19 protein-coding genes are annotated in these 18,516 nt (G+C 68.1%); 9 read left to right on the top strand and 10 right to left on the bottom strand.

Features of this window, described 5'->3' with window-relative positions; genetic code table 11:
* Nucleotides 1-23: 23 nt before the first annotated feature.
* Nucleotides 24-914 carry a LysR substrate-binding domain-containing protein gene (locus tag ACI7YT_RS03190; protein WP_406249039.1) on the top strand — a complete coding sequence of 297 codons (891 nt, stop codon included), beginning with the start codon at nucleotides 24-26 and terminating at the stop codon, nucleotides 912-914.
* A 92-nt stretch (nucleotides 915-1,006) separates the two neighbouring features.
* Nucleotides 1,007-1,354, top strand: a complete 348-nt coding sequence (locus ACI7YT_RS03185) for a hypothetical protein (RefSeq protein WP_406249038.1) — start codon at nucleotides 1,007-1,009, stop codon at nucleotides 1,352-1,354.
* 18 nt (nucleotides 1,355-1,372) lie between these two features.
* Here the strand turns inward: ACI7YT_RS03185 and ACI7YT_RS03180 are convergent, their stop codons facing one another.
* Nucleotides 1,373-1,570 carry a hypothetical protein gene (locus ACI7YT_RS03180; RefSeq protein WP_406249037.1) on the bottom strand — a complete coding sequence of 66 codons (198 nt, stop codon included), beginning with the start codon at nucleotides 1,568-1,570 and terminating at the stop codon, nucleotides 1,373-1,375.
* On the opposite strand from ACI7YT_RS03180, the gene ACI7YT_RS03175 reads away from it, so the two are divergent.
* The 3 genes from ACI7YT_RS03175 to ACI7YT_RS03165 all read left to right on the top strand — a co-directional run bounded on the left by ACI7YT_RS03175 (nucleotide 1,569) and on the right by ACI7YT_RS03165 (nucleotide 4,444).
* Nucleotides 1,569-1,811: a hypothetical protein gene (locus ACI7YT_RS03175; RefSeq protein WP_406249036.1), complete on the top strand. Its 243-nt coding sequence runs from the start codon at nucleotides 1,569-1,571 to the stop codon at nucleotides 1,809-1,811. The genes ACI7YT_RS03180 and ACI7YT_RS03175 overlap by 2 nt on opposite strands.
* A gap of 150 nt (nucleotides 1,812-1,961) precedes the next feature.
* Nucleotides 1,962-2,831 carry a hypothetical protein gene (locus tag ACI7YT_RS03170; protein WP_406249034.1) on the top strand — a complete coding sequence of 290 codons (870 nt, stop codon included), beginning with the start codon at nucleotides 1,962-1,964 and terminating at the stop codon, nucleotides 2,829-2,831.
* A 224-nt stretch (nucleotides 2,832-3,055) separates the two neighbouring features.
* Nucleotides 3,056-4,444 (top strand): MFS transporter, encoded by a 1,389-nt coding sequence (locus tag ACI7YT_RS03165; protein WP_406249033.1) that lies wholly within the window; start codon nucleotides 3,056-3,058, stop codon nucleotides 4,442-4,444.
* On the opposite strand, the gene ACI7YT_RS03160 is transcribed toward ACI7YT_RS03165, so the two are convergent.
* The gene (locus ACI7YT_RS03160) at nucleotides 4,434-5,210 is read right to left on the bottom strand and encodes an SDR family NAD(P)-dependent oxidoreductase (RefSeq protein ID WP_406249031.1); all 777 of its coding nucleotides are present in this window, start codon (nucleotides 5,208-5,210) and stop codon (nucleotides 4,434-4,436) included. The genes ACI7YT_RS03165 and ACI7YT_RS03160 overlap by 11 nt on opposite strands.
* A gap of 86 nt (nucleotides 5,211-5,296) precedes the next feature.
* On the opposite strand from ACI7YT_RS03160, the gene ACI7YT_RS03155 reads away from it, so the two are divergent.
* A complete protein-coding gene (locus ACI7YT_RS03155; RefSeq protein ID WP_406249030.1) occupies nucleotides 5,297-5,848 on the top strand; it encodes a TetR/AcrR family transcriptional regulator in 552 nt (183 codons plus the stop codon).
* 28 nt (nucleotides 5,849-5,876) lie between these two features.
* Nucleotides 5,877-6,926, top strand: a complete 1,050-nt coding sequence (locus ACI7YT_RS03150) for a 2,3-butanediol dehydrogenase (protein ID WP_406249028.1) — start codon at nucleotides 5,877-5,879, stop codon at nucleotides 6,924-6,926.
* Between the two features lie 20 nt (nucleotides 6,927-6,946).
* Here ACI7YT_RS03150 and ACI7YT_RS03145 read toward each other — a convergent pair whose 3' ends face one another.
* The 4 genes from ACI7YT_RS03145 to ilvD all read right to left on the bottom strand — a co-directional run bounded on the left by ACI7YT_RS03145 (nucleotide 6,947) and on the right by ilvD (nucleotide 11,813).
* Nucleotides 6,947-7,084 (bottom strand): methionine/alanine import family NSS transporter small subunit, encoded by a 138-nt coding sequence (locus ACI7YT_RS03145; protein WP_406249026.1) that lies wholly within the window; start codon nucleotides 7,082-7,084, stop codon nucleotides 6,947-6,949.
* Entirely contained in the window at nucleotides 7,081-8,706 is a 1,626-nt protein-coding gene (locus ACI7YT_RS03140; protein ID WP_406249024.1) for a sodium-dependent transporter, read from the bottom strand. The genes ACI7YT_RS03145 and ACI7YT_RS03140 overlap by 4 nt, the downstream gene beginning before the upstream one ends.
* 38 nt (nucleotides 8,707-8,744) lie before the next feature.
* Nucleotides 8,745-9,740 carry a pyridoxal-phosphate dependent enzyme gene (locus ACI7YT_RS03135; protein WP_406249023.1) on the bottom strand — a complete coding sequence of 332 codons (996 nt, stop codon included), beginning with the start codon at nucleotides 9,738-9,740 and terminating at the stop codon, nucleotides 8,745-8,747.
* 159 nt (nucleotides 9,741-9,899) lie between these two features.
* A complete protein-coding gene (ilvD, locus tag ACI7YT_RS03130) occupies nucleotides 9,900-11,813 on the bottom strand; it encodes a dihydroxy-acid dehydratase (RefSeq protein WP_406249022.1) in 1,914 nt (637 codons plus the stop codon).
* 82 nt (nucleotides 11,814-11,895) lie between these two features.
* Here ilvD and ACI7YT_RS03125 point away from each other — a divergent pair, with 82 nt between their 5' ends.
* Both ACI7YT_RS03125 and ACI7YT_RS03120 read left to right on the top strand, forming a co-directional pair.
* Nucleotides 11,896-12,687 carry a helix-turn-helix transcriptional regulator gene (locus ACI7YT_RS03125; RefSeq protein WP_406249020.1) on the top strand — a complete coding sequence of 264 codons (792 nt, stop codon included), beginning with the start codon at nucleotides 11,896-11,898 and terminating at the stop codon, nucleotides 12,685-12,687.
* Between the two features lie 77 nt (nucleotides 12,688-12,764).
* The gene (locus ACI7YT_RS03120; RefSeq protein ID WP_406249018.1) at nucleotides 12,765-13,334 is read left to right on the top strand and encodes an NADPH-dependent FMN reductase; all 570 of its coding nucleotides are present in this window, start codon (nucleotides 12,765-12,767) and stop codon (nucleotides 13,332-13,334) included.
* 4 nt (nucleotides 13,335-13,338) lie between these two features.
* On the opposite strand, the gene ACI7YT_RS03115 is transcribed toward ACI7YT_RS03120, so the two are convergent.
* The 4 genes from ACI7YT_RS03115 to ACI7YT_RS03100 all read right to left on the bottom strand — a co-directional run bounded on the left by ACI7YT_RS03115 (nucleotide 13,339) and on the right by ACI7YT_RS03100 (nucleotide 18,486).
* Complete coding sequence (locus tag ACI7YT_RS03115; protein ID WP_406249017.1) at nucleotides 13,339-13,788, bottom strand: MarR family winged helix-turn-helix transcriptional regulator; 450 nt, start codon at nucleotides 13,786-13,788, stop codon at nucleotides 13,339-13,341.
* Nucleotides 13,789-13,903: 115 nt separating this feature from the next.
* Nucleotides 13,904-14,359 carry a MarR family winged helix-turn-helix transcriptional regulator gene (locus ACI7YT_RS03110; protein WP_406249015.1) on the bottom strand — a complete coding sequence of 152 codons (456 nt, stop codon included), beginning with the start codon at nucleotides 14,357-14,359 and terminating at the stop codon, nucleotides 13,904-13,906.
* Nucleotide 14,360: 1 nt separating this feature from the next.
* Complete coding sequence (locus ACI7YT_RS03105; protein ID WP_406249014.1) at nucleotides 14,361-16,067, bottom strand: DHA2 family efflux MFS transporter permease subunit; 1,707 nt, start codon at nucleotides 16,065-16,067, stop codon at nucleotides 14,361-14,363.
* 79 nt (nucleotides 16,068-16,146) lie between these two features.
* Nucleotides 16,147-18,486 (bottom strand): arylsulfatase, encoded by a 2,340-nt coding sequence (locus ACI7YT_RS03100; protein WP_406249013.1) that lies wholly within the window; start codon nucleotides 18,484-18,486, stop codon nucleotides 16,147-16,149.
* Nucleotides 18,487-18,516: the final 30 nt, after the last annotated feature.

Below are 18,516 nucleotides of genomic sequence, written 5' to 3'. Positions count from 1 at the left end.
GTCGATGATTATGAGGGGCTGCCGTGTTCGAGCTGAGACGCCTGCGGCTGCTGCATGAACTGGCGTTGCGGGGCACGATCGCCGAGGTCGCGACGTCGCTGGGGTACAGCGCGTCGACGGTGTCGCAGCAACTCGCCCAGCTCGAGCGCGAGGCCGGAGTCGCGCTCCTCGAACCCGACGGGCGGCGCGTCCGGCTGACCGCGCAGGGCAGGGTGCTCGCCGCGCACGCCGCGCGGGCCCTCGAACTGGACGAAGCGGCGCGCGCTGAGCTGTCGACTTCGCAGAACACCCCGGCACGCGTGCGCATCGCGGTCATGCCGACGGCTGCAGAGGCTCTCGTTCCGGCCGCCCTCACGATCCTGTCGAAGCGGATGCCGGAGCTGCGGGTCGAGATGCGCGAGCTGGCGCCCGAGACCGCCCTCTTCGAACTGCAGGCGCGCGCATTCGACCTCGTGGTGGCCGAGCAGTACCCCGGTCACACGCGCCCGGTGAGCGAGGGGATCGAGCGGACGCTGCTCGGCCGCGATCCGATCCGGCTGGCCGTGTCGCGCGGTGATGCGGCCGTCGAGCTGGCGGACCTGCGCGATCGCGCCTGGGTGCTCGAGCCGCAGGGCGCGGCCGTGCGGCGGTGGGCCGTGCAGCAATGCCGCGCGGCGGGATTCGAGCCGGATGTGCGGTTCGAGGCGACCGACCTGATCGCTCACGCCCGACTGGTCGCCGCGGGGCATGCGGTCGCGATGCTGCCCGACCTCGTGTGGACAGGCGGACGCGCCAGTGTGCGGCTGCTCGAGCTGCCCGGCTCGCCCGTGCGCGAGATCTTCGCGGCGACCAGGGCGTCGTCGCGAGAAAGCGCCGCCGTCGTGGCGGTGCGCGATGCGCTGGCCGAGGCTCTGGAGGCCCACACGCCGCACTGAGCCGGTTTGTTTCGGCGCGTGTCGGGACCGCTTCCGTCAACAGCGACCCCGTCTTACTCTTGCTGGAACATCCCGACCGTCAGGAGATCATCGTGTCCAGCTCGCAGCCCGCCTTCTCGCCCCTTCAGGTGCGTGAGCGTGCGGCGTGCATGTGCGACCACGGTGACGTCTGCTCCTCGTTCGCGCCGGGGCATGCTCTGCATCTGATCCAGGCCCGGCTCGCGTCGGCGACGCCGACCGAGTGGGTCGACGGGATCGTCGAAGCAGCGGATGCCGTGGCCGGCACCCTGGTCGTGCGCGATCTCGATGGCGCGGCACACACCCTGTGGAACGGTTCCGGTGCCGCGCTCGAAGCCGGCGTCGGCACGCCGGTGGCACTGCACCGCCGCTACCACGTGCTCGCCGTCGGACGCACGCAGTTCAACGTCGCGACGGCCTGACGCGTCGGCGAGCGGACTTCAGGCCGCCGCCATCATCATGTTCTTCATGGCCATGCACGCGTCCATGCAGGCCTGGCACGACTGAGCGCACATCTTGCAGACCTCGCTGTGCTCGGCGTGCTGCATGCAGGCTTCCATGCACATCCGGCACATGGCGATGCAGGCGTCGAGCATCGCCTCCATGCTCGCCACGGTCATGCCCTGCATGCGCATCATGGAGCGCATCATCGTGTTGCACATGTCGGCGCAGTTCATGCACGCCGTCGAGCAGTCCATCATCTGCGTCGAACAGACCGTGCAGGCCTGCTCGCAGGCCGAACAGGCATCCATGCACGCCTGCATGACGGCCATGTCCATCGTCGGCATGCCTGGCATCGACATCATGTCCTCGGACATGGCGCCCATCATCATCGAATCCATCTCGCACCTCGCTCGTCGTTGCGGCTCTCGCCGGTGAGAAGCGGGCAGGGGACCCGCCTGACGCCAGAGTAGACCCGGAGGCGGTGCGGAGTCGATGGGGAATCCGAGGGATGCCCCGGTCTCCTGTGATCGGTAGTTCTGCCGCGGTGGCATCCTGGTCGCTCAGACCTCGACCGAGGGAGCGACGATGCACTCCGATACTCCGCAGACCGTGTGGCCGGGCGATCCGTCGACAGTGTGGGCACGGGCCGCTGCGACCCGCCTGCCGGTTTTCGTGCGGCCGGGGAGAGCGCCGCGCCCTGAATCCATCGACGAGGTCGCCCGTTGGGAGGATCCGAGCGGCTTCGATCGGATCGAGTTCTACTACGCGCCGACCTTCTGGGTATGCCTGCCCCTCGCCGCCCTCGGTGTCATGATCCACGGGGCGATCACGAATCCGACGGGCATCGGCTGGGGCGGCACGGTCTTCGGAGAGAGCGTCCAAGCCGGCCCGTGGAGCTACTGGATCGCCTGGGTGGGAATCGTCATCTGGTTGCTCGTCTCCGTCGCCGTGCTCGCCTTCCGCGTCCGGGTCGCCGCTCCGGAGGCCCGCAAGGATGCCGAGTGGATCCACACGCACGGGATCGCGCACTCGATCCATCCATCGCCGTACAAGACGTCTGACGGCGAGGGCGGCACGTGGCCGACCTTCATCGCGATCGACCATCGGCTTCCGGAGGAGCAGGCGGCCATGATCTTCCGCGCGCTGGATGCCTGGCTGTCTCAGCCCGACGTCCAGGGCGAGCTGGAGTTCGGATCGTTGCAGGTGCGCGCACCGATCACGTCAGCGGAGCTGTTCGGGCCGCGAGGTGCCGGTGGCCTGTACCTCGGTTCGATTCCGGGCTTCGATTCTGTCGGAGACTTCCTCGAGCACGAGTGGGTCCTCGTCTCCGATCCTCGCGATCCGGACGACGACGGCGCGGGCGGGAAGCATGTCACGACCGTCCCGACGGAACCCGAACTGCGGAGGATCCGCGCTCGGCTGCGCAGGAGGGCCGAGCGCAGGAGCGCGCGGTGAGATCCGCAGTGCAGCGGCGGGAGTCCGGACCGCGACGGTCACGGGTCGCTCGATCGTCAACGCCGAACCGGAAGGGGACAGCGAAGTGCCGACCTACGAGCTCGGCTATCACTGCGTGCACGACGCGCCGGGCCCCGGATCCGATCTCCTGCTCCGCCGGTTCGCGAACGACGGATGGTCCCACGAACCGCCTCCGTGTCCCCTGCCGGGCGTAGTCTCGGCGTGTGACCTCGGCATCCCTCTCCGGCACGCAGCGATTGGTGATCTCCATCGCCGTGCTGGCCTCGTTCGTGACCTTCCTCGACGGCACCGTCGTGACGGTCGCACTGCCGGCGATCAGCGAGGAGCTCGGCGGCGGCATCACCACGCAGCAGTGGGCCGTCGACGCCTACCTCATCACGTTGAGTGCGCTGATCCTGCTGGCCGGCTCCGTGTCGGATGCCTATGGTCGCGTGTTCGTGATGCGCATCGGACTCATCGCGTTCGGCATCTCATCGGTCGCCGTCGGACTCGCGTTCGACCCTGTCATGCTCATCATCGCCCGTGCGGCGCAGGGCGCCGCCGGAGCCCTGCTGGTCCCCAGCTCGCTCGCCCTCATCACCGCGACGATGCGCGGCGAAGTGCAGGCCAGAGGGATCGGTGTGTGGACGGCGTTCACGACCTCTGCCCAGCTGATCGGCCCCCTGCTGGGCGGACTGTTCGTGGACTTCCTGTCCTGGCGGTTCGTGTTCCTCATCAACGTGATCCCCATAGCCGTCACGCTGGTCCTGCTCACACGGCTCCGGCTGCCGGAGCATCCCCGCGACATCCGCGTGGACTGGCTCAGCGGCGCGCTGTGCGCGGCAGGCCTCGCCGGGGTCGTCTTCGCCCTCATCGAGCAGCCGAACCTCGGCTGGACCTCGCCCGCGATCTGGATTCCCGCTGTCCTCGGCATCCTGTTCCTCGGAGCGTTCCTGCTGCGCCAGCGCACCGAGAAGTCGATGATGCCGCTGTCGCTGTTCCGCATCCGCAACTTCGGCTGGGGCAACCTGGCGACACTCTTCGTCTACGCCGCACTGTCGCTGAACGGCTTCGTGATCGGGGTGTATCTGCAGCAGGGTGCCGGCCTCAGCGCCACCGCCGCGGGACTCGCCAGCCTGCCCATCACCATCCTCATGATCCTCTTGAGTGCCCGCGCCGGCGCCTGGGCGGGACGCTGGGGTCCCCGCATCTTCATGACCCTCGGTCCGCTGGTCATGGCCGTCGGGGCTCTGCTGCTGTTGACGGTGTCCGCCGACTTCGACTACTGGTGGCAGGTGCTGCCCGCCATGATCGTGCTCGGCATCGGGCTCTCGCTCACCGTCGCGCCGCTCACCGCTGCGATCCTCGGCGCGATCGACGAACGCCGCAGCGGCATCGCCTCGGCGATCAACAACGCGATCTCGCGCGTGGCCGGTCTGCTCGTCGTGGCCATGCTGTCGACGATCGTCGGCGGAGCGCTCGATCTGAACGGCTTTCACAATGCGGCGTGGGTCACGGCCGCCCTGTTCGCGATCGGCGGCGTCGTGTCGTGGATCGGGATCCGCCGCCCCGTGGCCGAGCCGGCGGATCCGGCGGCACCGCTCAGGCCATGAACGGGCGCAGGTCCGGATAGCCCGTCGTCGCCCATGCTCCGTCCACGACGATGTTCTCGCCGTTCACGTATGACGCATCCGGCGATGCGAGGAAGAGCGCGACGCCGGCGATCTCGTCCGGGCCGGCCGGCCGCTTCGCGGGGATCCGGTCGAGGTAGGCATCCATCACGCCGTCGAGCCCCAGCAGTCCGCCCGTGAGCGGCGTCGAGACGAGCCCCGGGGAAACCGCGTTGACGCGGATGCCCTTCTCCCCCAGCTCGAGCGCCGCATTCTTCGTGAGCATCACGACGCCGGCTTTGGCGGTCGAGTACCCCGCACCGAAGTGCATGGGGACCTGGGAGTTGAGCGAGGCGATGTTGACGATCGCCCCCGCTTTGCCCTCGGCCAGGAACTGCTTCGCTCCGAGCTTCGTGCCGAGGAAGGCTCCGTACAGGTTGAGCTTGATGTTGAAGTCCCAGGTCGCCAGATCCATGTCCACGATCGCACCGGGCTTCGATCCGCCCGCGACGTTGTAGACCGCATCGATCGTCCCGAACCGCTCGACGGCGGCGGCGAAGAGCGCCTCCATCGACGACTCATCGGTGACATCGGTGCGGTGACCTGCGACGTTCGGCCCGAACGTTTCGGTTGCCGCCGCGACGGCATCCGCATTGATGTCCGCCACGAGCACCTGGGCACCACGGTCCACGAGGCGCTGGGTGATGGCCGCGCCGATGCCGGACACTCCGCCCGTGACCACGGCGACGCTGTTCTCGAATGCACTCATTGTTCCCTCTCCGCGACCCGACTCCGGCGCCGCTTGCACCTTCGAGGCTACGCCTTTATCTGACACATGTAGCATATAATGGAGACATGGACGCACGGTCGCGACGCTCGCAGGAGAAGCTGCGCGCAGCCGTCCTCACCCTTGCTGCACTGATCCCGGTCACCGAGATCAGCGTCGCCGCGATCTGTCGTGAGGCCGGCATCACCCGGGACACCTTCTACCGTCACGCGACGGATCCCGTCGCGCTGCTCTCCGACGCGCTCGCTGCGGAGCTGGATGCCGTGGTCACGCAGCTGCCGGAACGAGACGGCATCGGCGAAGCGGAACGAGCGCTCCTGGCGCACGTTCAGCAGTATGCCGATGTCTACCGCGCCGCCATGCATCCGGTACTGGCCGCGCCTGTCCGCAGCATGCTGGAGCGCGCGATCCGCGAGGGCCTGGAGACCTGGGTGCGCTTGCACCCGCACATCGTGCCGTCCCGCATCGCCGGCGATCCCGCCGGCGTGCGCATGGCGACCGCCTATGCGACCGCTGGCACGATCGGCGCGATCGAAGTCTGGCTGTCGTCCGGCGAGGACGACATCGACCGGGCCGTCGAGGTGATCCTCGCGGCCTCACCGGAGTGGTGGCTGCGCTGAAGCCGCCACGTGACAGAGAGAAGGAATCATGAAGGCAGCAGTGTTCCACGCGCAGGAGGATCTCCGCGTCGAGGAGGTCACTGAGCCGACCCCCGGCCCCGGCCAGGTCAAGCTGCGCAACGCATTCGCCGGCATCTGCGGGTCCGACCTGCACGTGTACTACTCCCCCGAGGCGGCCGGTCTCGACTTCGATCACCCCCATCCGGTGACCGGCTCGACCCTGCCGCAGATCCTCGGTCACGAGTTCTCCGGCACGGTGGTCGAGCGCGGCGAGGGCGTCACGGATGTGAAGGTCGGCGACCGCGCGGCGGTCTGGCCGATCTACTACTGCGGCGAGTGCCCGGCGTGCCGCAAAGGCCTGTTCAATGCGTGCCAGAAGATCGGCTTCCACGGGCTGAGCTCGAACGGCGGCGGCATGGCGGCGTTCACGACGGTGGATGCGTCGAAGCTGCACGTGCTCCCCGAGAACGTCGACCTGCGGATGGGAGCTCTCGTCGAGCCGATGTCCGTCGCCTGGCACGCCGTCTCCCGTGGACGCCTCGAGGCCGGGCAGACGGCGCTCATCGCCGGCGCCGGCCCCATCGGGATCGGCGTCTGGTTCGCCCTCAAGGCCCGCGGCGTCGAGCGCGTTCTCGTCTCAGAGCCCAGCGCCGAGCGTCGCGCCATCATCGCCGCGCTCGGTGCGACGGTCGTCGATCCGGTGAACGAGGACCTCTCCGCGGCCGTCGCCCGCCTCACGGATGGGGCGGGGGTGGACGCGGCTTTCGACGCCGCCGGTGCCGGCCCCGCGATCACCTCCGCACTGGCGAGCCTGACGCCGGGCGGCCGCGTGGTCGTCGTCGCCATCCATGAGCGCCCCATGGAATTCCTGCCCACGCAGCTGGTGATGGGCGAGACCGAGATCGCCGGGGCGCTGGCATACCTTCCCGAGGACTTCGACGCGGTCATCGACGCCATGTCCCGCGGCGTGTACGACACGACCGGCTGGGTGCAGGAAGTTCCCCTCGAGGGGGTCGTCGACGCGATCCACGCCCTGCGGGGCGGCGCCGGGGCGAAGATCCTGGTCCAGGCGGACTGATTCGCGCCGCCGGTCGGGCCTCAGAGCTCGACCGGCGGAGCCTCCGGCTCGTCGTCGGCGACCTCGGGGTGCCGTGCCAGGTTCACGATGGCCGCGACGAGACCGCCCCAGACCGTGAGCATGGCGATGATCATCATGATGATGGCCGTCGTGGTCATGCGCCCGCCCCCTTCGCCTGTGCGCCCAGATGCATGGCCGCGGTCTCCGGATTCGGTTCGTACCGCTCATCGGCGAGGAACGCGTCGTAATCGGGGTCGTCCTTGGCGTGCGAGCGCTTGCTCCACGGCACGACCGAGAGCAGGACGGCGAAGACCACGAGTGCGATCACCATCCCCCATCCGAAGACGCCGACGAACCAGACCGGGTACCCGCCATACGGTTCGGAGATCTTCTCGATGAGCCCGGTGACGAACAGATAGCCCAGGACGATCGGCGCGAGCGCGGCGACGAGCAGGCGCCACAGCAGGCCGACGCGGAAGCTCGAACGCGAGTTGAGGTGGTCCTGCAGGCGCGGCAGCTGATGCAGCACCCATGCCACCACGACGACCGCGACGAGCGCGACGGCCATGATCCCGAATGCGTTGACGAAGGCATCCGTCGTGTCGAGCACGATCAGGGCGGTCGTCGTGGAGAACAGCGCGATCGAGACGATCGCCAACGGGATCGACACCGTCAGCGTCGTCCGCACCCGCCTCCAGCCGAGCTTGTCCTGGAGCGCGGCGACGATCACCTCGATGACCGAGATCAGTGACGTCACCCCGGCGAAGGTCAGCGCGCCGAAGAAGAGGACGCCGATGATCGTCCCGCCGGCCGCCTGCGACACGATCGTCGGGAACGCCACGAAGGCGAGCCCGATCCCCGAGGCTGCGACGCCGGAGACTTCGACGCCCTGCGCCTGGGCCATGAAACCGAGCGCGGCGAACACGCCGATGCCCGCGAGGATCTCGAAGCCGGAGTTCGCGAAGGCGACGACGAGGCCGGATCCGGTGAGGTCCGTCTTGCGCTTGAGGTACGACGCGTAGGTCACCATGATGCCGAACGCCACCGACAATGAGAAGAAGATGTGCCCGTAGGCGGATGCCCAGACGGCCGGGTCGGCGAGCGCCTCCCAGTTCGGCGTGAAGAACGCGTTCAGCCCGTCGATCGCGCCGGGCAGGAAGAGCGACTGCACGACGAGAGCCGCGAACATCAGCGTCAGCAGCGGCATGAGAATCGTGTTCGCCGCGCCGATGCCGCGCTTGACGCCCAGCGCCATGATCACGATCACCACCACCCACACCACCGCGAGCGGGATGCCGACCTGCGGGACGAACGTCGTCGAGACGCCGACCTCGGCGACGTCCTCCGACTGCAGGAACTCCGCTCCGAAGAACGCCTCCTCGTTGCCCGCACCCCAGCTCAGCTGCGCCGAGAACCAGGTGTACATGGCGGCCCACGCGATGATGACGGCGTAGTACAGCGCGATGACGACGCTGATGAGCACCTGCCACCACCCGAGCGGCTCGGCCGCACGGTGCATCCGGCGGAACGCCAGCGGCGCCGACCCGCGGAAGCGGTGCCCGATCGCGTAGTCGAAGAACAGCAGCGGGATGCCGGCGGTCAGCAGCGCGCACAGATACGGGATGAGGAATGCCCCGCCGCCGCCCTCGTACGCGACGTACGGGAATCGCCAGATGTTGCCGAGTCCGACCGCCGAGCCGATGGCGGAGAGGATGAACACGTTGCGCGAACCGAATGCTTCGCGCTTCGGACTTTGGGAGAGCGTCGTCGCGGCTGCCATGTCCCCGACGATATCTCACCGGGTTCCGCGCGTGAGGATCAGTTCGGGTCCGCCACCGCGGCGGAGCTCCGGCGCTCCGGCACCGCGAATCCGCGCTCGGCCAGCCAGGCGTCGTCGTACAGCTTGTCGAGATATCCGCGGCCATGGTCCGGCAGGAGGACGACGACGACGTCGTCCTCGCTCAGGGATGCCGCGGCCCGCAGCGCCGCGACGACGGCCATGCCGCTCGATCCGCCGACGAGCAGCCCCTCTTCGGCTGCGAGCCGACGGGTCATCGCGAACGACTCGGCATCCGACACGCGCTCGTAGGAGTCGACGACCGATCCGTCGAAGGTCTCGGGCAGGAAGTCCTCGCCGACGCCCTCGACCAGGTAGCCGTGGATCGGTCCGCCCGAGTAGATCGATCCTTCCGGGTCGGCGCCGATGACCTGCACCCGCCCTGCGCTCGCGCGCTTGAGGTAGCGGCCGGTGCCGCTGATGGTGCCGCCCGTGCCGATTCCGGCGACGAAGTGGGTGACCTTCCCGTCGGTGTCGGCCCAGATCTCGGGGCCGGTCGTCTCGAAGTGCCCCTGCGGCCCGTTCTGGTTCGCAAACTGGTTCGGGTTGAACGCGCCGGGGATCTCGGCGGCGAGCCGTGCGGCCACGCTGTAGTACGACCGCGGATCGCTCGGCTCGACGCTCGTCGGAGTGACGACGACCTCGGCGCCGTATGCGCGCAGAGTCGCGACCTTGGGCCCATCGAACTTGTCCGGCACGACGAACACCATCCGGTATCCGCGCTGCAGTGCGATCAGAGCGAGCCCGACCCCGGTGTTGCCGCTCGTGGCCTCGACGATGGTTCCGCCGGGCCTCAGATGTCCGTCGCGTTCGGCCGCGTTGATGATGGATGCCGCGATGCGATCCTTCGCGGATCCGCCGGGGTTGAAGTACTCGACCTTCGCGAGCACGGTGGCGCTGGTGCCGGCCGCCACCGAGTTCAGGCGGACGAGCGGGGTGTAGCCGACGAGCTCGGCGATGTGGTTGGCGTAACGCACGGGTGGTTTCCTGACGGGAGTGCGCGCAGAGCGGCGCTGGTTGATCTGGGGTCGATGAAGGAGAGCGGAAGGCTCAGCGACAACAACGACAGGTCAGGGACACATCGTGAGAGTAACCCGGATGCCTCGGCATCCACAACTCACCGCGTCACGGTGCGCTCAGACCGCGAGCACGGCTTCCGCCTCGCGTGCCTCCTGCTCGCGCAGCGCGCGCTCGACGCGGTCGACGTCGCGGACCGCGCCCTTGTCGGCCGACAGCGCCATCGCGGCGTACGCGCGCAGCGCCGGCGACACCACGCGCTCACGGTCGCGGGGCCGGTAGCCGCCGGCGTCGATCAGTCGACGGCGACGCGATTCCAGCTCCTCCTCCGACACCTCGAGCGTGATGCCTCGGGTGGGGATGTCGATCGTGATGATGTCGCCGTCCTCGACGAGGGCGATGACCCCGCCGGACGCCGCCTCCGGTGAGACGTGTCCGATCGACAGCCCCGACGTGCCGCCGGAGAAGCGGCCGTCGGTGATCAGCGCGCACTTCTTGCCGAGGCCGCGGCCCTTCAGGAACGACGTCGGGTAGAGCATCTCCTGCATGCCTGGCCCGCCCTTCGGGCCCTCGTAGCGGATGACGACGACGTCGCCCTCGGCGACCTCCTTGGCGAGGATCTTCGCCACGGCCTCGTCCTGCGATTCGCACACCACGGCGGGGCCGGAGAAGGTCCAGATCGACGGGTCGACGCCGGCGGTCTTCACCACGGCACCGTCCACGGCGATGTTGCCTCGGAGAACCGCCAGGCCGCCGTCCTGCGAGTACGCGTGCTCGACGGAGCGGATGCAGCCACCAGCGGCGTCCAGATCCAGCTCCTCCCAGCGCGAGGACTGCGAGAACGCCTTCGACGAGCGGATGCCGGCAGGAGCCGCGTGCCACAACTCGAACGCCTCATCGGTCGTGGACCCGCTGCGGATGTCCCAGGAGTCCAGCCACTCCCCCATGGTCGCGGAGTGCACGGTGTGCACGTTCTCGTCGAGCAGGCCACCGCGGCGCAGTTCGCCGAGGATCGCGGGGACGCCGCCGGCGCGGTGGACGTCCTCCATGTAATAGGTCTTGCCGCCGCCCGCGACGTTGGGCGCGACCTTGGCCAGGCACGGCACGCGGCGCGACACGGCGTCGATCTCGTCGAGTCCGAACTGCACGCCCGCCTCGTGTGCTGCGGCGAGCAGGTGCAGGATCGTGTTGGTCGATCCGCCCATCGCGATGTCCAGCGCCATGGCGTTGCCGAACGCCTCTGGTGTGGCGATGCTGCGCGGCAGCACCGACGCGTCGTCCTCGTCGTAGTACTTGCGCGTGATGTCGACGACCAGCGATCCGGCGTCCTCGTACAGCGCCTTGCGCGCGGTGTGGGTGGCGAGCACCGAGCCGTTGCCGGGGAGCGACAGTCCGATGGCCTCCGTGAGGCAGTTCATCGAGTTGGCGGTGAACATGCCGGAGCACGACCCGCAGGTCGGGCATGCTTCCTCTTCGATGCGCTGGATATCGGCATCCGAGATGTTCTCGTTCACGGCATCCGAGATCGCGTCGACGAGGTCGAGCGTGCGGATCGAGCCGTCGACCAGGGTCGCGCGACCGGACTCCATCGGCCCGCCCGAGACGAACACGGTCGGGATGTTCAGGCGCAGGGCGGCCATGAGCATGCCGGGGGTGATCTTGTCGCAGTTCGAGATGCAGACCAGCGCGTCGGCGCAGTGCGCGTTGACCATGTACTCGACCGAGTCGGCGATCAGGTCGCGCGACGGCAGCGAGTACAGCATCCCGCCGTGACCCATGGCGATGCCGTCGTCGACGGCGATCGTGTTGAACTCGCGCGGGATGCCCCCGGCTGCCGAGATCGCGTCCGAGACGATGCGGCCGACCGGCTGGAGGTGCGTGTGGCCGGGGACGAACTCGGTGAAGCTGTTGGCGACGGCGATGATCGGCTTGCGGCCGAGGTCGGCGCCGTTCACGCCGGCGGCGCGCAGCAGTGCGCGGGCGCCGGCCATGTTGCGGCCGTGGGTGATGGTGCGAGAGCGGAGTGCGGGCATGGAACCATTCCGCCACAGGTTCGCCCCGTCCGCCAGACGGCGGTGATACTAGTAGTGGTACTACCACCCGAAGGAGACCGCATTGGATGCCGAGCGTCGACGCCGCGAGGAGCTCGCCGCCTTCCTGCGCGACCGACGCGCCCGTGCCGATCGCACGGCGCTCGGACTCCCTGATGCTCCGCGCGGACGGCTGCAGGGACTGCGCCGTGAGGAGGTCGCCACCCTCGCCGGCCTCAGCGTCACCTGGTACACCTGGCTCGAACAGGCACGCGAGATCAATCCGTCCCGACAGGTGCTCGAGGCACTGGGACGGCTGTTCGGCCTTCGGCCGGTGGAGATGACGTACCTGCTCACGCTCGGCGGGCACGGCGAGATCAGTGCGCCGGCCGCCGCGACCGTGCGCGCCCCTGAGCGCCTGCGGCGGCTGCTGGAGTCGTTCGCGTTCCCGGCCTTCCTGCTGGCTGCGGACTGGACGATCATCGGCTGGAACATCGCCTACGCGCACCTGTACCCGCGGATCGAGAGCCTGGATGCCGAGGATCGCAACCTCCTCTGGTTGCTGTTCACCGATCAGGAGCTCCGGCGGCTGCTGCCGGACTGGGAGCAGCAGAGCCGTCGCTTCGTCGGGGAGTTCCGAGCCGACGCGCGGCGCTGGATCAGCGCCCCGCGCGAGGACGGCATCGTCGCACGGGTGAGTGCCGCCTCGCCCGAGTTCGCGCGGATCTGGCAGGAGCGCGATGTCGAAGGATTCGTGTCGCGCGAGCGGTCGTTCCAGCATCCGCTCGCCGGACTCATGACCTACGAGCAGCACGGCGTCGCGCCGAGCGAGTTCCCCGATCTCGAACTCGTCCTGTACGTGCCGATCACGACCTGACCCTCTTTCGTCGACGGGTCATCCGGAGCATGCTGGTGCTCAGATCCGCATTCGCCACACCTGCAGGAGGGCTCGTCATGGTCACATACAAGGTCGGCTACTTCGTCGGAAGCCTGTCGAAAGAATCCATCAACCGCACGCTGTCGAAGGCGCTCATCCGTCTGGCGCCTGACGACCTGGAGTTCTCCGAGATCCCGATCGGCGACCTTCCGCTCTACAACCGCGATCTCGACGAGGACTACCCGACGTCAGCGCTCGCGCTGAAGGATGCCATCGCCGCATCGGATGCCGTGCTGTTCGTCACCCCGGAGTACAACCGCTCGATCCCCGGCGCGCTCAAGAACGCGATCGACTGGGCGTCGCGGCCGTGGGGCCAGAACTCGTTCGACCACATCCCGGCCGGTGTCATCGGCGCCTCGATCGGCACGATCGGCACCGCCCTGGCGCAGCAGAGCCTGCGGGCCGTGCTGAGCTTCTGCAACGCCCGTCAGATGACGTCACCCGAGGCGTACATCCACTTCTCGCCCGAGATCTTCAGCGACGACGGCGATGTGCTGGTCGACAGCACGAAGGAATTCCTGAAGAATTATATGCAGGAGTTCCGCGACCACGTCGAGCGCGTGCTGACGGTCCTGCCGCGCGCTTGAGGCGTCAGCCGCCGAGCGCGTTGAGCAGGTCGGCGAAGTGGTCGAGGTCCGCTGCTGTCCAGGAGCGCAGCCGCTCGCCGATGCGCTCCTCGTAGCGGGCGCGGGCCACGGCGATGCGCTCCTGCGCGAGGTCCGTCGCGACGAGCACCCGCGCCCGCCGGTCGGCCGGTGACGGTACGCTCTCGACGAGCCCGAGCTCCTCGAGCTGGCGCACCTGTCTGCTCACCGCCGATTTGTCGGTCTGCAGGCGCTCGATGATCTCACCCGCCGAAGTCGCCTTGCCGCTCGCGATCGACGTCAGCACCTGGTAGCCCAGCGGCTGGAGGTCCGGATGCACGGTCACCGCCGCCTCGCGCCAGCTGACGCGGATGCGGGCGAACAGCCGGCCCAGCTCGTGCTCGACGCGGGCGACCGCCTGGTCGAGTTCGGGGCCCGCGGCGGGCAGATCACTCATACAGGCCAGTGTACGAGCGTGCGCCGAGGCCGCCCGCCACGCGAAAGGGCAATAACGCACAGTTGCGCGCGTGTGCACTGTGCGTTATTGCCCTTTCGCCCATCGGATGCCGCGGTCACGCCTCCGCGAGGAGACGGAACACCTTCGACGCCGTACGGATCTCGTCCTGCGTCAACCCGGTGATGCTCGTCCGCAGGCGCTGCGCGTGATCGCCGCGGACATCGGCGAGAGCGGCGCATGCGGTCGGCGTCGCGGTCAGCACGCGCAGCCGCCCGTCGTTCTCGTCGGGTCGTGACTCGATGAGATCGAGCTCCTCCAGCATCCGCACCTGGCGGCTGACGACGGACTTGTCCATCTCAAACTGCTCGGCGAGTTGATGCGCGTTGGTGCTGCCCGCCCTGGCGATGGAGGCCAGCAGCTTGTACCCCGCCGGCTGCAGCTCCGGGTGAATCCGGGCCGCGGATTCCTTCCAGAGCGAGCGCGCCCTCGCGAAGATCAGGTTCAGGTGCCCCTGGAACTCCGCGAGCGCGTCGTCCGTGTCGACCTGTGCTGCGGTGTCGGCGGCGGCCATGTCAGCGCCTCCGCTCCTCGTCTTCGCGCTCGATCACTGCCACGGAACCGGTCGAAGGCTGCGTTCCGTCGATCCGGATGGCTCCGGTCGTGTTGAGGGATGCGGCCACCTCGGCCTCGGCGATCTCGATCACCGATTCCTCCGCCTGCTCGCGCAACTGCTCGGCGGCGGTCTTCGTGGACAGCGGCTTGTTCTTGATGAACGCGATCGCGATGACGCCGAGGACGGCGAGCGGGATGGCGATCATGAAGGCATCCGCGATGCCCAGACCGTACGCGGACTCGACGATCGTGCGGATCGTGTCCGGGAGCTCGTTCATCTTCGGGACGTCACCCGAGGCGAGGTGCGTGAGCGCGTCGATCTCCTCCTGCGAGGTCGGCGTGAAGCCCTTGAGATCGTCGGCGATGTAATCGCCGACGCTGGTCGACAGGATCGAGCCCATGATCGTGACGCCGATGGTGCCCGCGATCGTGCGGAAGAAGTTGACGTTGGAGGACGCCGCGCCGAGCTGTGTCGGCGGAGTGTCGTTCTGCACGATCAGGGTGAGGTTCTGCATGACCATGCCGAGGCCTGCGCCCAGGACGAACATGTAGATCGCGACGAGCGTGAACGGGGTGTCGTAGCGCAGCGTCGACATCAGGCTGACGCCGATCACCGACAGGATGGAGCCGAAGACCATCCAGGCCTTCCACTTGCCGAAGCGGCTCACGAGCTGGCCGATGATGATCGATGCGCCCATCTGCCCGACGATCATCGGGATGGTCATCAGGCCGGACTCGGTCGGCGTCGCGCCGCGCGCGAGCTGGAAGTACTGCGCAAGGAACACCGAGGTGGCGAACATCGAGACGCCGATGGCGATCGAGGCGAGAACCGACAGCGTGAAGGTGCGGTTGCGGAACAGCGACATCGGCACGATCGGTTCCTTGACGAAGAACTCGACCGCGATGAAGGCGGCGAGCGCGACGCCGGCACCGACGATCAGCGCGATGCTCGTGGCGGAGTCCCACTCGAACTGGCTGCCGCCCATCGAGACCCAGATCAGCAGGGTCGAGACGCCGACGGCGAGCAGGACGATGCCGAAGTAGTCGATCGAGACCTTGGCCTTCGCCGGCTTCGGCAGGTGCAGCGTGAACTGCAGCAGGATGAGCGCGATGATCGCGAACGGGACGCCGACGAAGAAGTTGGAGCGCCATCCCCACGCGTCGGTGAGGAGTCCTCCGAGCAGCGGGCCGCCGATCGTGCCGAGTGCCATGATGCCGCCGACGACGCCCATGTACTTGCCGCGTTCGCGCGGCGAGATGATGAGGGCGACCGCGATCATGACGAGCGACATCAGACCGCCGACGCCGATGCCCTGGACCACACGGACTGCGATGAGCATGTTGGTGTCGGTCGAGAAGCCGGCGATCACGGTGCCGACCGTGAACAGGATGAGCGCGATCTGGACGAGGATCTTGCGATCCATGAGGTCGGCGAGCTTGCCCCAGATCGGGGTGGACACCGCGGTGGCCAGCAGGCTCGCGGTGATGACCCAGGTGTACTGGGCCTGGGTACCGCCGAGGTCGGCGATGATGACGGGCATCGAGGTCGACACGACCGTGCCCGAGAGCACGGCGACGAACATTCCGACGACGAGGCCGGAGATCGCGGTGAAGACCTCGCGGGCCGAGCGCGTCTGCTCGGGCGGGGAGGAAGGTGTGGGGGTCACGGTGTCTGCTCCTGGATAGGAAAGTTGATCTGCGTCAACCATACACCTTTAGTTGCCAAACAGCAACCGTTGCCCTCGGTCAACTGCTGTATGCGATGTGCACCTTTCCGATCGTGCCCTCGAACGCGAACGGCATCCGGTCGGCGTAGGCCCGCGAGACCGCGCCGCCGTACGCGCGCCCGATGTCGAGACAGTCGTTCGCCGAGAACAACAGCGGTGCACTGATCGGGACGATGCCAGAACTCACCTCTGCCCCGTCGACACGCAGCGTCACCGACAGCGGGCCACCTGGTCGCGGCTCGACGTACGTCGTGTCGACCTCGATCGTCACGTCGCCGGCCGGCAGCGGGTCGGGCGATGCGATCGTCGTGCGCTGCACCAGGAACAGGTTGTACTCGTACGTGAGCACCCCGTCGACGAGGAAGCAGGTGAGCCCGCCGCCGGCGCCGCCGAGCTTGTACAGCACGCCGTTCGCCCGCTCCGGGAGCGTCGCGTGAAGCGTCACCGTGTTCGGTTTGTTGCCGAGCGCCGGGGCGCAGAACTCCGGCACCCGAACGGTGTCGCCGGTCATATCCCATTCGGTGTACGGCACCGAGATGCGATATTCGGGGTGGAAGACGACCACCCAGAGTCCGGCTCCGACCGGCAGCACGTCGTTCTTGGCCGCCTCGATCGCGAAGAGCTCCTTCATCCCGGCGAGTTTCTCGGGATGAAGGGATGCGAGGTCATGCGCCTGGCTCCAGTCCTCGTCGAGGTGGTACAGCTCCCACGGATCCTGGTCCGGCGTCCAGGTCGCGATTCCGGGAGGCGCACCAGGCACCCATGGCAGACGCGGACCGGTCGCCGAGGCGAGCCAGCCGTCCGCGTAGATCGAGCGGCTGCCCATGATCTCGAAGTACTGGGTCCGATGGCGTTCGTCGGCCGCGTCGTCGTCGATCGCGTAGACGAAGCTGGTCCCGTCGATGCGATCCTGCGGGATGCCGTTGACCGAGTCCGGCGCGGAGATGCCCAGGATCTCGTAGACCGTCGGCACGACATCGATCACGTGGTGGAACTGCGAACGCGGCTTCGGGTCGTGCGCGATGCGCTTCGGCCAGCTCACGAACATCGGATTGCGCGTGCCGCCGAGATGCGAAGCCATGAGCTTCATGCCCTGATAGGGCGTCGATCCGGCCCAGGCCCATCCCGCGTGGTACTGGTTGTCGGTCGCCGCCGTGCCCAGCGCGTCGAGACCGCCGAGCTCATTGAGCGCGGCGATGTGCTGTTCGATCGTGGTCGGGATCTGGTTCTGCGCGAGCAGCTCGCTGATCGTGCCGTTCTGCCCCTCCCCCGAGGAGCCGTTGTCGCCCCAGATGTACACGATGAGCGTGTTCTCGGCGTAGCCGAGCTCATCGAGCGCCTCCACCACGCGCCCGGCCTGGACGTCGGCGTGCTCGCCGAAACCGGCGCAGACCTCCATGAGACGAGCCTGGAAAGGCTTCTGGTCGTCCGGGATCTCGTCCCAGCCCTGCAGGTTGTCTGGGCGCGGTGTGAGCACGGCATCCTGCGGCACCCATCCGGCCGCCTTGGCGCCTTCCAGCGCCTGCTCGCGGTAGACGTCCCAGCCGTCATCGAAGCGACCCTGGTACTTGTCCGCCCATTCCTTCATGATGTGGTGCGGTCCGTGAATGGCGCCGGTCGCCCAGTACATGAAGAACGGCTTGTCCGGAGCTGTCGTCTTGTGGTCTCGCAGCCAGCCGATCGCGTCGTCCGCGATGTCCTCGCTGAGGTGATACCCCTCCTCCGGCGTCTTCGGTGGGAGAACCGTCGACGTGTTGCGCACGAGGTTCGGCTCGTACTGCGACGCCTCCCCCGCGAGGAAGCCGTAGAAGTACTCGAACCCGTATCCGGTCGGCCAGCGGTCGAACGGCCCGGTGGCGGTGGTCTCCTCGGCGGGCGTGTTGTGCCACTTGCCCCACGCGCCCGTCGAGTACCCGTAGTTGCGCAGAACCTCGGCCATCGTCGCGCTCGACTTCGGGATGTGCCCTGAGTAGCCGTCCCAGTCGTTCGCGAGTTCGGCGATCTGGCCGGCCCCCACGCGGTGATGATTGCGACCGGTGAGCAGCGACGCACGGGTCGGCGAGCACATCGCGGTGGTGTGGAACCGATTGAACCCGAGTCCTTCGTTGCGGATGCGTTCGAGGGTCGGTGTGTCGATCGCTCCGCCGAGGGGCGCAGGCAAGGCCGGCCCCGCATCATCGATGAGGATGACGAGGATGTTGGGGGCGTCGTCACCGAGATGGCGTTCGGGCGGCAGCGGAGCATACGTCGAGTCGGCGAGCGTGCGCCCGGCGAAGCTCCCTGACGCCTTCGGTGGGAATGGGAGTGTTCTGCTGGGCGGAAGCGGCGCTCCCGCGATCGTCCGGGTGTCCTCGGTCATGTCGTCTCCTTGCCTTGCTTCCTGTGCCGC

Source organism: Microbacterium sp. M, assembly GCF_045181065.1.
GTDB lineage: Bacteria > Actinomycetota > Actinomycetes > Actinomycetales > Microbacteriaceae > Microbacterium.
This window is presented reverse-complemented; position numbering and strand designations above follow the sequence as displayed.

Coding starts and splice junctions, on each gene's coding strand:
- ACI7YT_RS03175 (WP_406249036.1), top strand. CDS start 1,569: ATGGAGCGCATCATCGTGTTGCACATGTCGGCGCAGTTCATGCACGCC.
- ACI7YT_RS03180 (WP_406249037.1), bottom strand. CDS start 1,570: ATGATGCGCATGCAGGGCATGACCGTGGCGAGCATGGAGGCGATGCTC.
- ACI7YT_RS03170 (WP_406249034.1), top strand. CDS start 1,962: ATGCACTCCGATACTCCGCAGACCGTGTGGCCGGGCGATCCGTCGACA.
- ACI7YT_RS03160 (WP_406249031.1), bottom strand. CDS start 5,210: ATGAGTGCATTCGAGAACAGCGTCGCCGTGGTCACGGGCGGAGTGTCC.
- ACI7YT_RS03155 (WP_406249030.1), top strand. CDS start 5,297: ATGGACGCACGGTCGCGACGCTCGCAGGAGAAGCTGCGCGCAGCCGTC.
- ACI7YT_RS03150 (WP_406249028.1), top strand. CDS start 5,877: ATGAAGGCAGCAGTGTTCCACGCGCAGGAGGATCTCCGCGTCGAGGAG.
- ACI7YT_RS03145 (WP_406249026.1), bottom strand. CDS start 7,084: ATGACCACGACGGCCATCATCATGATGATCATCGCCATGCTCACGGTC.
- ACI7YT_RS03140 (WP_406249024.1), bottom strand. CDS start 8,706: ATGGCAGCCGCGACGACGCTCTCCCAAAGTCCGAAGCGCGAAGCATTC.
- ilvD (WP_406249022.1), bottom strand. CDS start 11,813: ATGCCCGCACTCCGCTCTCGCACCATCACCCACGGCCGCAACATGGCC.
- ACI7YT_RS03120 (WP_406249018.1), top strand. CDS start 12,765: ATGGTCACATACAAGGTCGGCTACTTCGTCGGAAGCCTGTCGAAAGAA.
- ACI7YT_RS03115 (WP_406249017.1), bottom strand. CDS start 13,788: ATGAGTGATCTGCCCGCCGCGGGCCCCGAACTCGACCAGGCGGTCGCC.
- ACI7YT_RS03110 (WP_406249015.1), bottom strand. CDS start 14,359: ATGGCCGCCGCCGACACCGCAGCACAGGTCGACACGGACGACGCGCTC.
- ACI7YT_RS03100 (WP_406249013.1), bottom strand. CDS start 18,486: ATGACCGAGGACACCCGGACGATCGCGGGAGCGCCGCTTCCGCCCAGC.